Genomic DNA, 15,377 nt, shown 5'->3' on the forward strand with positions numbered 1-15,377 from the left:
AACCAACAGAGTAAAGGGGCGATTACGGTTTAACCAAAACCTCTTTTTGAGCTCCTTCTCGCATGGGATTGAGCGCTACTTGTTCATGCGGTGCCCAGTTTCTAGTTTCGCGTGTCCATCGCTCTGGATGCTTCTCTTTAGCTGTTTCGTACACATCTTTTCGATTTTCTAGTATCGCGACGTGCGCTCCCGTATGACATTGCACGGGGGTTACATAATTGAGCCCACTGTGTAAATGAACTTCATTGTACCAATGGACGAATTGCGCGGACCACTTCCTTGCTTCCTCTAGCGTTCCAAACCCCTGATGTGGGAAGTCAGGGCGATATTTGAGCGTTCGAAACATCGCTTCTGAATATGGATTATCATTACTCACACGTGGTCTTGAAAAGGAACTTTGAATCCCCAGTTTTTCCAGTAACACGAGGAATGTCGCAGCTTTCATCGGGCTACCATTGTCGGAATGTAAGACAAGTGGTGCGCCTTTAATTTTTTCCTGGATTACGGCTTTTTGCACGAGTGCTTCCGCATATTTTGCTTCTTCTGTTTCCCATACTTCCCACCCGACTACCTTTCTACTAAACAAGTCTAGGATCAGATAGAGTCGATAAAATAAACCTTTTACAGGCCCACCAAGCCAGGTAATATCCCATGTCCATACTTGATTGGGAGCCATTGCTAGATGACTTTCTGGGATTCTTCGCTGTGGCTTTGCACTACGTCCTCGGTGATCTTGCATTTTTTCTTCTTTTAATACTCGACTCGATAGATAGTTGATTCGGAGGCCAGATAGATTCCTTTATCCGCCAGCTTCGGGACGATTTGTGTGGGCGGTAAATCCACGTACTCTGTTTGCTTTACACCGGTGATAATTTAGTCCCTTTCTTCCGGTGACAGTTTATTTTTAGGAACGGGACGTTTCGTCAGTGGACGCTGATCCACCTTCACACCACCATCCGCCACCCAGCGTTCATAGGTACGAACGCTTATATGGAGCTCCTGACAAGCCTTCGCTAATCGTGCCCCATTTTGATTGGCTTCTTGTATTAATTTAACGGCTAGTTCGCGATTTGCCGGGTCAATCATTCGTCCTCGTCGTCCCCCAAAATCGCTTGGGCCTTTTTTTTCCTTCTTCTTTGGAGATTTTCGCCACCGCTTCATTATTTGGTGGCATCATGCGCTTAATGATTTCTGCTTTTTGTTCTTCCGTATAACGTGTTCCTTTTTTTCTTGTCATCTCGATCGACCTCCGTGTAATTTACTTTATCATACCACGTCAGCCTCGTACGACATCTATCCTAACAGAGGGGGGAATTGACGGATGGATAACAAAGCAAGCTTTTTGATGCACCAATCATAATAGGTGTCGATAATGAGGATAGGGATTATGGTCTCTAATAACCCTTGTGCGAGTAGTCGTATATACTCAAAACATTTATACCCTTCTCTAATATTTTAATGTATAATTTACAGGGATTGGTGGTTTTATTAGGGTGAAGGTTATGGATAATTCAGGTTCACTTTCTTTCAGTATAAGAATGAATATATATAAAGTGCTGTTTTTATGAGATGGAAATGAAAAAAGTTTTCATACAATATTAATCATTTAAAACTTCTCTTTGGTCAAAAGAAAATCATGTTATATTGAGGGGGAATATGACTTTATTTGATAAAGGAGTAATTTTTATGATGCAACACTAATGGATGGAATATTATTCAGTTTGGTTGAGTTTTATAGATCAGTAACTACAAGTGATTGAGTAAAGTTCTATTGAGATAGAGGGAGGATATAATGGGATTAAAAGTACACCAACTGGCTTATCAATTAAAGATATCAGACTCTCAATTAATTTTTTTAATAGAGAATTTATTTATAAATAAAAAGTATGAATCTGGCACTGATTTAACAGAAAATGAATTGAAGGTTATTTATGAATGGACGAAAAAGAACAATGAATTCTCTAAACCACCATCGCCTCCTCCTAAAAAGGAAAAAGAAGATAAATCTAAAGGGTATATGGATTTTGTCGTTAAGAATACAGAGGTTATCTTGATTGATACAAGCTCATTGCTACAACAATCGAGTATAAATTTTTTGAAAAATTTGAAGGATGCATTATTAAAATATAATCAAAAAATAATTTTACCTCTTAAAGCCTATGAAGAATTACAAAAGCATCAAAAAAATATTAACAATCCAGAACTTTCTGCAAGGTCGATTGATGTGTTAAAATTCTTGGTTAAATTACAAAAACAAAATTTATTAGAGCTTTTTGGGGACGATAAACTCGATAATTTTGCAGATAATGTTTTCCAAATGCAAATTACCCGCCTGCGTGTAAATAAATCCGTTTTACTTATTACAAATGATATTAATTTAGGGAAAGATATTTTACAGTTGAATGAATCTAAATCTGTAAATGGAAAGAAAGTATTTGTACAAAAAGTGAATCGATTTGGCTATTTTCAACGAATTCGTACAGAATATGAACAAAAGGAGAAGGATGATGGCTCAAAGTCCAATAGATCGCCGAGGCATTCTATGGAAAAAAAATTTAATTTAGCAACTAAAGTAGTTTCCTACTCTAATGAAGTGATGAGTTATTCGACAAACATAGTGGAAAATACGGTTGTTTATGATGTGCGGAAACGACCTGTAAAGTTAATAAAAGAAATTGGTAAAGGTGGAGAAGGTAGCGTTTATTCCACTAGTGAATTGGGGATTGTTGCTAAAATCTATAAGAAAGAAAAAATTACAAAAGAAAAATTTGATAAATTAGAACTAATGATTAGTAACAAAATAGAATATGAGGGGGTATGTTATCCTAAAACGCTTTTGTTTAATGATAAAAATGAATTTGTTGGTTATACAATGCCACAAGCAGAAGGAAAAGAATTGCGTCACTTCTTATTCGTTCCTAAAAAAGTTTTTGAAATGCGTAATCCAGAATGGAAGCGAAAAGATTTAGTTGAGCTATGCTTAACTATTCTTGATAAAATAGTGTATTTACATAGCCGAAATATTATTTTAGGGGATATTAATCCATTTAATATATTGGTAGTTTCTTCGAAGAAAGTTTATTTTGTAGATGTTGATAGTTTTCAAGTAGAGGGATTTCCTTGTCCTGTAGGTACTGATAATTTTACCGCTCCAGAAATTCAAGGGAAGAACTATAAAGATTTTTTAAGGACATTTGGGAATGAACACTTTGCTGTTGCAACGCTAATGTTTAGCATTTTATTTTTAGGTAAGTCTCCTTACAGTCAGACTGGTGGAGAAACGAATGCGAATAATATTAGAGGTATGGACTTTCCTTACACTTTTAAGGAAGAACGTGCGGATAATACACCTAAAGGACAATGGAGATATATTTGGAGCAATCTATCATACAGTACGAAAAAAGCGTTTTACGAGACGTTTCAAAAAGGAGAGCTACATTCCGAGGAAAAAACAAGACTGACTGCAACTGATTGGCAAAAGGTAATGAGAAAATATTATCAGGAATTAAACTCTGGAAAGTTAATCGAACAAGATGAGATTGCGAATGAAATTTATCCGAACCGCTTTAAAGTAATTGGTGATGCAAAAGATAAATTAAAAGAATGTAAAATTTGTCGACAGTCGTTTTACAAAGGAACCTTAAATCAGGGCATTTGCCGCAGTTGTTTAAATAAAGGGGAAGAATATTATTGTGCGCGCTGTGATAAGGAACTAGTATTTACAAATTTCGAGAAACATGTTCGAAATTTAAATAATCGTTTTAAATATTGTCGGGATTGTAATTCGTATATGAATAGTACATTTAAACGTATTACATGTACTTCATGCTATGTTGAATTTTCATTAACATACAAGGATAAAGAATTTACGATAATAAAGGCTATGATTATCCGAAGCGTTGTCAATGTTGTCGTAAAAATAACCAAAATGGATATACGTTTAATAAGCCGACGTTTACTCCACCACCATATACTGTACCAAAAAGTTCGACACCATCAACCCCTAAAAAATCAACTTGGTGCTTCTTAACGACAGTAGCTTGTGAGTACTATGATTTACCAGATAATTGTCATGAACTTGTAACGTTGCGAAGTTATCGAGACCAATGGCTAGCGAAGCAACCAGATGGAGAAACACTAATCGCACATTATTATGATATTGCACCAACAATTGTTGAAAAGTTAAAATTGAGTGTAAGATACGCTGAAATTTGTGAATGGTTAATGCATGAGGTAATAGAGCCATGTATAAGACTAATTGAGCGTAATGAAATGGAACCGTGTAAGCGACTGTACATGGATATGATAGAAACATTACAACTACTTATAGGAGATGATATTCAATGGAAAAAAATCAATTAATGCGCATGGAAGATTTATTAGATAATCCTTCTCCAAGAATTCCAATTTGCTTATGTTTAGATACAAGTTCTTCAATGTTACGTGTTGTTGGTGGAACAACAATCGATACAGGTCGCAAAGTTTACCAGGATGGTAAGCAATGGAATATTGTAGAAGGTGGTATTTCAGCATTACAAGAGCTTCAAGAGGGAGTCAACCATTTCTATGAAGCGATTGCAGAAGATGAAGTTGCACGTTTTGGTGCTGAAATTTGTGTTGTTACATTTGATTCAAGTGTTCGTACATTAACAGACTATGCGACAATTGATGTGCAACCAGCCCCCCCAGAATTAGAGGCGGATGGTATTACGCAACTAGGTGAAGGTGTTAACTTAGCACTAGATTTATTAGAAGAACGAAAAAATGAATATAAAGAAGCAGGGGTAGATTATTTTCAGCCTTGGCTTGTTCTGATGACAGATGGAGAGCCAAATGGAGATGATTATGAGTTGCAACGAGCAATTAATCGTGCAACGGAATTAGTAAATAACCGTAAGCTTACTGTATTTCCAATTGGTATTGGTAATGAAGCAGATATGGATGTTTTAGCAAGTTTCTCCCCAACAAGACCACCACTACGATTGAAAGGAACGAACTTTAAAGAATTCTTCGAATGGTTAAGCCAATCTGTATCAACGGTTTCACAATCAATGCCTGGTGATAAAATTCAACTTAATGTTGAGGGAATTAAAACTTGGGGAGAAATTTAATTTTTTGGGGGGCACACTATGTGGAAAATGATTGGTACTGCGGTTCAAGGTAGAAGCCATTTAAAACATGATATTCCTGTTCAAGATAAAGTGTTTCACTTAAGTGACAAGGTGAATGTGATCGCTCTTGCAGATGGTGCTGGGAGTGCGAAATTATCTCATTTTGGTGCGCAAACGGTTGTTGAAACGATTTGTCATGCATTAAATGAGCATTTTGATTATTTGTTTGCTTTAGAGCAAATTACAGATGCACAAACTTTTATTATTGAGCAATTATTAGATGTGTTACATCAGCTTGCCGATTTTCATAATGAAGAAGTGAATGAGTTTGCTTCAACTTTATTATGTGTAGCGATTAAAAATGAAAAAGTGTTGATTTTCCATCTAGGAGATGGCGAGATTGGCGCGATGAAGGATGGAGAGTTGGTATCCATTTCTTCAGCTTCAAATGGCGAATATGCGAATGCAACTTATTTTGTGACGTCTTCGCAAGCATCTAGTCGCTTGAAAATTTTTAAAAGTAGTAATAGCAAAAAGTTTACCTCGTACTTTTTACTTTCTGACGGAACGGCAGCGAGTTTTTATTCCAAACAACAAAATAAATTTTCGGATATTATAAAGAAGATTTGCTTACAGTCAAAATTTACGTCTGAAACAGAGATGAATGCGATGCTTGAAGAAAGCTTCGAACAATTTGTAAAGCAAAGAACATCTGATGATTGCTCGTTTGTTGCAATGACTGCAGTAAATAATAATGAGAATGTCTATATCAGCTTAAGTGAAGAGGAGCGAAAGTATTTACTTTCATCTTTTTCGGAGCTAAAGCATTGTTCGATAAAAAAGCTAGATAGCATTGTTTTTCATTTAGCTAAGCCGCTTACTTTAAAGCAACTAGGAAAAATAATGTACATAAAACCAAAATATATAAAGCAAGCTATAAACCTATTGAAGTCACTAGGAATAGTTGTGCTAAAAAAACAAAAGTATCATTTAACTTTCGAGGGTACATATGATGAGTATAACAAGTAAAAAAATAACTAATCCAAGGTTCCAGCATATTCAATTACTAGGTACGGTAGTACAAATAACTTTAAATGATGTCAAAGTATATATAATTGGAAGTGAAGTATTCCATTTTAAATATGGTGAACAAATCATTACTGTTGAATTTAATAAAACCGATAATTATTTCATGAAAGTGAATATGCATCTTGATAATATAGAGTTTGAAGTTACAAACATTCGAACTCTGACAGATTGTTTACGACTTGTTGAACAGCTACGTGTAAGTAATTATTGGGAAAATGAACAAATGCAACTTTATATTTTTATGTTTTTACGTGTTTTAGTTGCAACGATAACAGCTCAAAAATCATGGGGATATAAATTAAGTGAATTTATAGTATTTAAAGAGGAATATTGGATTGAAAGTCAAAAAAAGCTATCTAAACTGATGCTCGGAGTTTTTGAAGCAACAAATATTCCAACATCAGGATTTGTTGTAACGAAAAGAGCAGAATATTTATTAATGCTGGGTCTTAATCCAAAAGAACAATATTCTACAAGTCAGATACGACAAACTTGTAGACCACTCTTGAAGCTTATTCATCCTGATGCTCCATTAGGGAATACGGAACTATTCAAATGTATAAATGAAGCCCAACAGTATCTGAAATAATATGCTTGTTTAAGAGACTACAGTATTTTGTTTGCTGCGCTACGATAAACACTGAGAAGTGTGATGTTTATAGAATAGAAAGGAAGCAGCTATTATAGCTGCTTTCTTTTCAATTCATCTAATGTTCTCCCGCTTTTATCTTTCCAATCTGTCCAACCGTTTGAAGCACTTTGCAGTACAAAGCTAGAAGCAGCGGATGGAGTTTTAAATGGTTGATCCTTTAGAAATATATACCTGTCGTTTTCTTTTCCCAATACTCCGTCATTTAAAAGTTGTTGAATCATTTCATTATCTTATCTAATCTTGATTCAAATCCAGGAGATGATTCACTAGACATTTTAGAACCTTGATATACTATAAAACCGTCTTCTGTCCATTTACCAAAAGCTTCTGAATCACGACGAGAACAGTAAAATAGTTCGTCCGTCATTAGTCTCAAGTGTTCTATCCTTTTGAGTACCTCTATAACTCTCAAATAGGGGATATCCGACTGTACCCAGCAACAGACTAATGGTTTCAAAGATATCAAATAAGTCTTCCCTTCTCCATTCTGGAATAAAAGGATTTGTAGGGATGGTTTGATTAATAGCATTTCGGCCAGCAACCATCGCTTCAGTAAAAGCCAAATGCTCTAAAAGTTTCACGTCCGATTTTGTGAATGAATTTTGACTATTGTTGGTCACGACTAGTACCGCAACATCCCAAAAGTCTTTTCCTACATTATGTTGTTTTAATCTATCGTAACCAACTTCGGCTTCCCCTATGTATGCCTCGGTTCTAGTATCTTCATCATTGTTACCGAATAAAAAATAAAGTGCGACATTTTGAACTTCTGGTCTATTTTTTACCGTACTTAATAAACTACGTGGTATTAAAATAGCTTGAACAGTTCTATTCGTTACTTCTACAAATTTAACTCCTCCTGGATTTCCATCGGGAAGAAAAATTTGAATTGTTTTTGCTCTACTTCTTTTCATTGTCGTGCCTCCTAATCCAGTCATTTTAGTGTTTGTAAAATTCTGTTGTTAACTGCGAGCAACAGATGAATTAGAAGTAGGACAAGCTAGTTCTGTTAATACTTTCTCTGCTTTTTTCTCAAAATACCAATGCAATCTAAACCCACAAATCTCCTTCGTCCATTCAAAAACAATCTTATTAAGAGATTCCACAACATCAAAATTCAAAGAAAACTCTCCATCTACAAAAGCATTCTTCCCCTTTGATGATCTACTCCACTTGGTCATAGGCATCCGCTCAATAAGAGAAGCAACCTTTTTCAAATCAGTATCAATGACATCAACCTTCCGTCTGTATTCCTTAGCAGTTAAGTACTCAATAAAGAAGGGAGCAACTTCCTCCGCTTTCACTGGTTCAAACCAATAATCTTCACCCCGAGACAGCATATATTTCAGCAACACCATTTTATAGCTTTTCGTCATAGCTGTTTTTTCAACTTCTTCGATCCAATCCTTATACAAATCAAAAGCTTCTACTTCCTGAACATTCAATTCTCCAGCCTCTTTCAACATTCCCACATAGGAACCAAATTCCTTTCTGACATTGGAAGCGATGATTCCTGATTTCAAATGATAGTCGAGGTAGGTTGGTCGTGTTCCCATTTCTTCTTTCAATCTGAAGTATTCATAAATAATTCGCTGTTTATGGGACGCTGCTTTCCTAGCTATTTCTTTCATTAAGTCGATAATTTCTGTCTCTAGATGAAATGTACAGATACTAGGTAAGGTAGTTTGAATTGTTTTTAAGGCGACTTTTTCAGTTGAATCTGGAGTGAATACTGTTAGTTTCGTATCTGCATTTCGATAGTTACCAATTAAGTCAATGATGACGCAGTGTGATTTCCCTTCAGCTAGTCGCAATCCTCGTCCAATTTGTTGCGTGAATACTGCAATCGATTCAGTAGGACGTGCAAATAGGAGGGTGTCGACAGTCGGAATGTCTACTCCTTCATTGAATAGATCTACAGTAAAGATGATATCGAGTTGGCCGGATTCTAAACGTTTTCTAGCATTCATTCGTTCATTTCTTGGTGTAGTTCCACTCAAAGCTATAGAACGATAGCCAGCATTTGCAAAGTAATTACTTAGAAAGTTAGCTTGTCTTACAGTGGAACAGAAGCCGATTGTTCTTGTTTGTTTCCGCTCTATCCAAGCTTGTAATATTTTCTCGGCCATTTCTTCTCTTAATTGAACACGAGATAATTCTTCTTCGTCGTAGCCAGTCCCAATCCAACGAATTTGCGAGTAATCAGTGTCATCATAGATTCCATAATAGTGGAAGGGAGCAAGCCAGTTCCGTTGAATAGCATCGATAAAGTGAATGCGGATTGCTACATTTCCATCACAGATGCTAAAGACGTCTTTGTTATCTAAACGGTCAGGTGTTGCGGTAATACCTAATAGAAAATTAGGAGTAAAATAGTCTATTACTCGTTCATAGCTTGGAGCAGCTGCATGATGAAACTCATCAATTACTATTAGATCAAAGGCTTCTGAGTTAAATTGCTCTAAGTGATATTTTTGAGAAAGCGTATGAATAGATGCAAAAACAAAGTCGGCATCCTTATTTTTCTCAATAGCATTGTATAGGCCTGCTGTTTTAGTAGGGTGCACATGCAGGAAAGAAGCTTTGGCTTGGTTTAGTATTTCTTCTCGGTGCGCAACAAATAATACTCGTTTAAATTGCTCAGCGAAAAAAGCTGCTAAATAGGTCTTACCAAGCCCAGTCGCTAGAACGACGAGTGCTTTGTCATATTCATCTTGCATTGTTTCCTGCAATGCCTCTAACGCCAAAACCTGTGCTGGACGTGGAGTGAGCTTGGTCGTTTCTGTAATGTAGGGTTCTGCTTGTTCATGGATAGTAGATTCGGAAGAAGTAGGACCAAACATCACTTCCTGTTCCTCTGATTCAGACCATTTCTCACTTAATGGAACTGTTAGGTTTGCCGTTTTATAGGCGTTAGCATAGGATTCAAGTGTTTCTTTATTCAACGGAATGGTATTTTTCGCATAAAACAGCTTCATAAATTCATCCGTTGCTTCCTCGAACACAGTGCCGCTCACTTCTGCAGGTGCGTATAGATTCCATTCAATACCTCTTTGCAGTGCAGAAGCAGATAGGTTGGACGACCCTACGATTAAATGGTTGTTTATTTCTGAGCGGAACAAATAAGCCTTCGGGTGGAAGGAGATACCGCTGCTTTTATGTAATCGGATTTCTGCCCCAGGTAGCTCTTGTAGTAGCAATTCTAATGCTTGGGGTTGCGTGATATATAAGTAATCACCGACTAATATTTTTAGTTCTGTATTTCTATTTAGTGCTTCCTTTAATGTAGGAAGCACTAGCTTAACGCCAGAATTCATAGCAAAAGCAGTTACCCAGTAAATACTTGTTGCATCGGCGGAAAGCTTGGTTAAGTCCTGAATGAGATTCGACGTAATAAGCCGTAACTTATTCATCCTCAACCTCTATCAAATAAATCCCTTCCTCAAATCCACCACGCTTTTCTTTCTTAGCAATGCGGATTCTCTCTAAATCTCCATAAGTTGCCTCATGAATAGGAAGTGCTGCATGAATTAGTTCCAAAATGTCGGCTAGTTCCTCTAGTGCATCTTGGTTATTCGCCGTTTCTTGGAATTCCTGTACTTCTTCATAAAGCTTTCTCTTTATTTCCGTTAAGTGTTCGGAAGGATCGAGTGTGCGGGTAGTGAATTTGCTACCTGATTTTTCGATGACTTGTGGTATTAGATCGCGTACTAGTTTATTGTAAACTGGCATTGGACATCCTCCTTTTTCTATTATTATAGAGAAAATTAGGATTATTTGAAAGGAGAGCTCTGTGCAAGCTGTTTGTTATATTTAATACAGAAAAAATTGCATATCTTGTATAATGTAGGTACTAATCCAAAGGGGTGTTTTCATGCAGATCCAACGTGGGCAAAAGGTTAAATTAGAAAATGTAACGCAACTAGAATGTTTTGTGCGGTGGTCGACACCGAAAAAGCAATTGGAGCTCGATATTTCTTCTTTCTTATTGAAGGCTGACAATCGCTGTGAGAAAGATGAACACTTTATCTTTTATGGACAACCAAATAGTCCAGATCAATCAGTTAGTTATGCAAAACAAACACCTTTAGATGGTTCGATTTTTGTTCAATTGAATGCAGTGCCAGAAACAATTGAAAAAATAGCTATTTCCTTGTCTGTTCATGAAGGGGACGCACAAAATTTACGTTTTCAGGAAGTAGACAAATTAGAGCTTCTTATAAGAGACGCTGGTACAGGGGCTACTCTATACACTTATGCTTTTGGTGATGATTTACGACAAGAGACGGCAATCGTTGTCGGGGAGCTGTATAGGCATCAAGGACAGTGGAAGTTTAGTGTAATTAGTAGTGGATTTAATGGGGGATTGGAGGCATTATGCTTAAACTATGGTTTAGAGATGGAAGATAGCACGAGTGATATACAAAATGATGTTATTCCTCCTGTAGAAGCACCGATTGAAGAAAAGCCAAAGCCAAACCTTCAGAAAATGAATATAAATTTGAAGAAAAAGGAATCCGTATCAATCGCTAAGTCCAATAAAATTGTGGCGACTTTAGAGTGGGCGAAAGCTAAAAAAGACTTAGATTTATATTGCTTTTATGTATTGAAGAACGGTAAAAGCGGGAAAGTTTACTATCGTTCGATGGGCAATGCTAGTAGTGAGCCATATATTACGTTAGATGGAGACAGTAGGGCGGCTGGGAAAGAAACCATTGTGATTCATGATCCTTCCAAGTTAAAATATGTGTTGTTTGCATCTTATAGTGCAGTTAGCAATGGTTTTGGCAGTTTTAAAAGTATGAAGGCACAGGCTGTTGTGGACAATCAAATGGGTCAACGGATAACTAGTCCATTATATGAGAAAAATCATTTTGCCTATTGGGTGGCGATTGCGCATATTGATTTTACAGATGCTAATAATATTAGCGTCAGTCACGTAGAGCGGTATTCAAAATCTGGTTCCGAACGCTCGCCTGAGCTATATGCAGATGGCTTATTTGAGATGGACCGGGGAGTAATTGAGTTCAAATAATATTTTAATAACCTAATAGAAATATAAAAGCTGGTAGAATGAATGCTCCTTGAGCACTTGTTCTATCAGCTTTTTTACCTGGTTTAAGTAAAAAACATTTTTGTTTTATTGATAAATGCATGGATGGCCGGTGAAACATAGCGGTTTTTTAAATAAGTCAAATAGACAGTTCTTTCTAGGGAAGGTGAATCGATGCGCTTTTTTACAAGTGTACGATCTGGTAGAGCCTGTAGATAGTTTTCGGGAATTAGCGAGATGCCGAGCCCTTCTCGGACTAGGCTTAATGCTGTTTCAAAACGCTCAATCTCATATTTTATCGTAGGAATTACGCTTTCATTTTCAAAGGCATTCAACACATCTTCTCTCGTTTGAAACCCCTCACTGCTTATAATAAAGGGCTCTCCTATTAGGTCTTTAAATGTAATGGTTGCATTATTTGTTAACGGATTGCTTTCATGAAGTACTAATACTAGTTTTTCATGATATAAGGGAATTGTTTCGATATCATCCTCTTGTATAAATTGGTTAGTGATAATGGCATGTGTCTTGTAATTTCGTAACGAATTTTTTACATCATTTCCACTTAGTACTTCGGTTAGTTTGATGCGCATATTCGGAAAATCATCATTGTATTGAAGAATCACTTTGGGAATCCAATGCTTTACCGATTCAATCATGCCGAGCTGTATCTCTCCGCTTCCTATGTTCTTAACATCCTCCATCTCTTTTTTAACGCTCTCCATCTCCAATAAAAGACGAGATGCCTTTTTATATAAAATAGTTCCAGCTTCCGTTAACTCAATATTCCTCGTATTTCGATCAAGAATTTGAAAACCTAATTCACTCTCTAAGCTTTTTACCGCATTACTTAGTGACGGCTGCGAAATATGTAGTTTTTCCGCCGCTTTAGAAAAGCTCCTATGATCCACTATTGAGACAAAATAATTAAGTTGTTTTAAATCCATCTAGAACACCTCCATTATTTATAGTTACAAGCTATATATTTATAGTAATTATATATTAGAATTTATAAATAAGTTAATTTATAATTGATAAAAATGTAAATTCTTCAGTTTAAGAAAGGATGGATAGATTTGCTAAAAAAAGTGAAGAAGGATATTTGGTCGGGACGTACAGATCATCTGGAAGATAGAACAAGTTTCCGGTATCACCAAGTTATTGAGCTTGAAAAAATGGAAGCGCTTCAATCTTTAGAAAAGACCTGTGTAATTATAGGTTTTGAAAGTGAAGAAGGAGTTCGTAGAAACAAAGGGCAGCTAGGAGCGGCAAAAGCACCGGATGCATTACGATCCGAACTAGCTAAGCTACCATGGAGGCTAACTGCAGATAAACATCTAGCGGATATAGGGACAATTGAGTGTGTTGGAAATGATCTAGAAAAAGCTCAACAACAGTTAGGGGAAGCAGTAAATAGTGTGCTGAGTAAAAAAATGATTCCAATTATTCTTGGGGGCGGACATGAAACCGCTTACGGACATTATCTCGGGGTTCGAGAAAATATTGGGAAAGAAGCGAAGCTAGGAATTATCAATATTGACGCTCACTTCGATTTGCGACCATACGATGAACAGACTTCTTCGGGTACGATGTTCAGACAGATACTGGAACAGGATGAGAAGAGTAGTTATTTCGTGCTTGGTATTCAGCGCTACGGAAACACACAAGAATTATACAACAGGGCAGATGAACTAAACGTCCAATATATTTTAGAAGAGGATATGCACGATGGTCAGATGACCCAAGTGAAAACAGAGATAGAGAAGTTCATCCAAGAATATGATTGGATCATGCTTACATTATGTACGGATGTGCTAAATGCTGCATTTGCACCTGGTGTAAGTGCTCCATCACCATTTGGCTTGGATCCCTCCATTGTTCGTGCCATTATCAAAACGGTAACTTCCCATGAAAAAGCATTGTCTTTTGATATTTCGGAAGTAAATCCAATTTTGGATGAAAATAATCGAACCGTAAAGCTTGGAGCATATTTGACAAATGAAGCAATTACATCATTTTTAGGAGGAAGAAAGTATGACACTAGCACTTGATCAAACAACCACAATCTTTCTTTCCATCGCATTATTGGTTTTAGGTACATACCTAGTGAAGAAGGTTGGATTCTTAAATAAGTTCTGTATTCCCGCTCCCGTAGTAGGAGGATTATTATTTGCATTGCTCGCTACAATAGCCAAATCTCTTGATTTGTTTGAAATTACATTAGATACATCGTTACAGGGATTGTTCATGCTTACCTTTTTTACTACAGTTGGCCTGGGCGCAAGTTTTAAGCTTGTAAAATTGGGTGGTAAGCTACTCGTCATTTACTGGCTGGCTTGTGGATTTTTAGCGCTTGCACAAAACACGATCGGTGTGTCTATGGCATATTTATTTGACCTTCATCCTTTAATAGGGATGATGGCTGGAGCTGTTTCCATGGAAGGTGGGCACGGTGCAGCAACTGCCTTTGGACAAACAGTTGAAGACTTGGGTATTAATTCGGCACTATCTATCGGTGTAGCAGCTGCTACGTTTGGGCTTGTTGCAGGGGGACTTATTGGAGGACCGGTTGTTAAATATTTAATAACAAAGTATGATTTGAAATCAACGGAAACGGATGAAGTTACAGAGGTTGATATTGAAGAGGAAGGGAAAGCAATTACAACGAATACCTTTTTCACTCAACTACTCCTCATAACTTTCTGTATGGCCCTTGGAACTTACTTAGGAGGTTTGTTCTCCTCTGCAACAGGATTTGTTCTCCCAGGATACGTGGGGGCTATGTTCGTAGCGGTTATCGTGAGAAATATTGTAGATAAATTTAACCCTAAAACAGTAGATATGAAAAGTATCGGCTTAGTAAGTGACATTTCTTTAGGCATCTTCTTATCCATGGCATTAATGAGCATTAAGCTTTGGGAAATAGCAGATTTGGCGCTTCCATTAATCGCAATTGTTGTGGTCCAAGTTATTTTTATCGTTCTTTTTGGCATCCTTGTGCTGTTCCGTCTATTAGGAAAAAATTACGATGCGGCTGTAATGGTAGCTGGTTTTACGGGCCATGGTTTAGGTGCAACGCCAAATGCAATGGCAAATATGGCTGCAGTAACAGAAAGATTTGGACCATCGAAAAAAGCATATTTAGTAGTACCAATTGTTGGTGCATTCCTCATCGATGTTTTTGCAATGCCTATAATTATTGCGACAATTAACTTATTCCAATAACTAATATATCCCTTGATCTTGTAAGTTGGTGAAGGGATTTATTATCGTCTCTTTGTAAGCATTTCACTCTGAACGAGTAGTGGATAGGCAAACAAATCATCTTTTGATTAGTCATAGATATAGTTAAAAGAACCTGTGTCAGGCTCAAATGTCCCCTAATTCTTGGCTTGCAAATTGTGCAGGTTGAATAAAATGGTGGACAAATATAAAAAGCCGTTGTATACTTAGGACAATAATTAAATTGCTT

General features: G+C 36.8%; 15 protein-coding genes and 1 pseudogene. 8 read left to right on the forward strand and 8 right to left on the reverse strand.

Translation table 11 applies throughout. The features are described from left to right. Positions 1-22: 22 nt before the first annotated feature. The 3 genes from ACIP9W_RS13240 to ACIP9W_RS13250 all read right to left on the reverse strand — a co-directional run bounded on the left by ACIP9W_RS13240 (position 23) and on the right by ACIP9W_RS13250 (position 1,237). On the reverse strand, positions 23-778 hold the full coding sequence (locus ACIP9W_RS13240) for an IS3 family transposase (RefSeq protein WP_400790521.1): 756 nt from the start codon (positions 776-778) through the stop codon (positions 23-25). A 95-nt stretch (positions 779-873) separates the two neighbouring features. Beyond that, a complete protein-coding gene (locus tag ACIP9W_RS13245) occupies positions 874-1,086 on the reverse strand; it encodes a hypothetical protein (RefSeq protein WP_400790136.1) in 213 nt (70 codons plus the stop codon). Beyond that, positions 1,079-1,237 carry a hypothetical protein gene (locus tag ACIP9W_RS13250; protein ID WP_400790138.1) on the reverse strand — a complete coding sequence of 53 codons (159 nt, stop codon included), beginning with the start codon at positions 1,235-1,237 and terminating at the stop codon, positions 1,079-1,081. The genes ACIP9W_RS13245 and ACIP9W_RS13250 overlap by 8 nt, the downstream gene beginning before the upstream one ends. Before the next feature lie 555 nt (positions 1,238-1,792). Here ACIP9W_RS13250 and ACIP9W_RS13255 point away from each other — a divergent pair. The 5 genes and pseudogenes from ACIP9W_RS13255 (at position 1,793) to ACIP9W_RS13275 (ending at position 6,789) form a co-directional block, all read left to right on the forward strand. After that, positions 1,793-4,030 carry a protein kinase domain-containing protein gene (locus tag ACIP9W_RS13255; protein ID WP_400790141.1) on the forward strand — a complete coding sequence of 746 codons (2,238 nt, stop codon included), beginning with the start codon at positions 1,793-1,795 and terminating at the stop codon, positions 4,028-4,030. Between the two features lie 50 nt (positions 4,031-4,080). Next, positions 4,081-4,362 (forward strand): annotated as a pseudogene (locus ACIP9W_RS13260) (CFI-box-CTERM domain-containing protein); the annotation flags it as partial. Beyond that, positions 4,344-5,111: a vWA domain-containing protein gene (locus ACIP9W_RS13265; RefSeq protein ID WP_400790143.1), complete on the forward strand. Its 768-nt coding sequence runs from the start codon at positions 4,344-4,346 to the stop codon at positions 5,109-5,111. The pseudogene ACIP9W_RS13260 and the gene ACIP9W_RS13265, both read left to right, overlap by 19 nt. 18 nt (positions 5,112-5,129) lie before the next feature. Continuing rightward, on the forward strand, positions 5,130-6,140 hold the full coding sequence (locus ACIP9W_RS13270; RefSeq protein WP_400790145.1) for a PP2C family serine/threonine-protein phosphatase: 1,011 nt from the start codon (positions 5,130-5,132) through the stop codon (positions 6,138-6,140). Then, complete coding sequence (locus ACIP9W_RS13275; RefSeq protein WP_400790148.1) at positions 6,121-6,789, forward strand: hypothetical protein; 669 nt, start codon at positions 6,121-6,123, stop codon at positions 6,787-6,789. Before ACIP9W_RS13270 ends, ACIP9W_RS13275 begins: the two co-directional genes overlap by 20 nt. 92 nt (positions 6,790-6,881) lie before the next feature. On the opposite strand, the gene ACIP9W_RS13280 is transcribed toward ACIP9W_RS13275, so the two are convergent. The 4 genes from ACIP9W_RS13280 to ACIP9W_RS13295 form a co-directional block, all read right to left on the reverse strand. Next, a complete protein-coding gene (locus ACIP9W_RS13280; protein WP_400790150.1) occupies positions 6,882-7,073 on the reverse strand; it encodes a DUF4357 domain-containing protein in 192 nt (63 codons plus the stop codon). Positions 7,074-7,184: 111 nt separating this feature from the next. After that, complete coding sequence (locus ACIP9W_RS13285) at positions 7,185-7,766, reverse strand: GIY-YIG nuclease family protein (RefSeq protein ID WP_400790152.1); 582 nt, start codon at positions 7,764-7,766, stop codon at positions 7,185-7,187. A 48-nt stretch (positions 7,767-7,814) separates the two neighbouring features. Then, positions 7,815-10,265 carry a DEAD/DEAH box helicase family protein gene (locus ACIP9W_RS13290; protein ID WP_400790155.1) on the reverse strand — a complete coding sequence of 817 codons (2,451 nt, stop codon included), beginning with the start codon at positions 10,263-10,265 and terminating at the stop codon, positions 7,815-7,817. Beyond that, a complete protein-coding gene (locus tag ACIP9W_RS13295) occupies positions 10,258-10,584 on the reverse strand; it encodes a phosphoribosyl-ATP pyrophosphohydrolase (protein WP_400790157.1) in 327 nt (108 codons plus the stop codon). The genes ACIP9W_RS13290 and ACIP9W_RS13295 overlap by 8 nt, the downstream gene beginning before the upstream one ends. Positions 10,585-10,726: 142 nt before the next feature. Here ACIP9W_RS13295 and ACIP9W_RS13300 point away from each other — a divergent pair, with 142 nt between their 5' ends. Next, entirely contained in the window at positions 10,727-11,887 is a 1,161-nt protein-coding gene (locus ACIP9W_RS13300; RefSeq protein ID WP_400790159.1) for a TerD family protein, read from the forward strand. Between the two features lie 83 nt (positions 11,888-11,970). Here the strand turns inward: ACIP9W_RS13300 and ACIP9W_RS13305 are convergent, their stop codons facing one another. Beyond that, positions 11,971-12,852 (reverse strand): LysR family transcriptional regulator, encoded by an 882-nt coding sequence (locus ACIP9W_RS13305; RefSeq protein WP_400790161.1) that lies wholly within the window; start codon positions 12,850-12,852, stop codon positions 11,971-11,973. Between the two features lie 129 nt (positions 12,853-12,981). Between ACIP9W_RS13305 and hutG the strand changes: the two genes are divergently transcribed. Next, positions 12,982-13,956: a formimidoylglutamase gene (hutG, locus tag ACIP9W_RS13310; RefSeq protein WP_400790164.1), complete on the forward strand. Its 975-nt coding sequence runs from the start codon at positions 12,982-12,984 to the stop codon at positions 13,954-13,956. Next, entirely contained in the window at positions 13,940-15,130 is a 1,191-nt protein-coding gene (gene gltS, locus ACIP9W_RS13315) for a sodium/glutamate symporter (RefSeq protein WP_400790166.1), read from the forward strand. Before hutG ends, gltS begins: the two co-directional genes overlap by 17 nt. Positions 15,131-15,377: the final 247 nt, after the last annotated feature.

The organism is Psychrobacillus sp. NPDC093180, assembly GCF_044754065.1.
GTDB lineage: Bacteria > Bacillota > Bacilli > Bacillales_A > Planococcaceae > Psychrobacillus.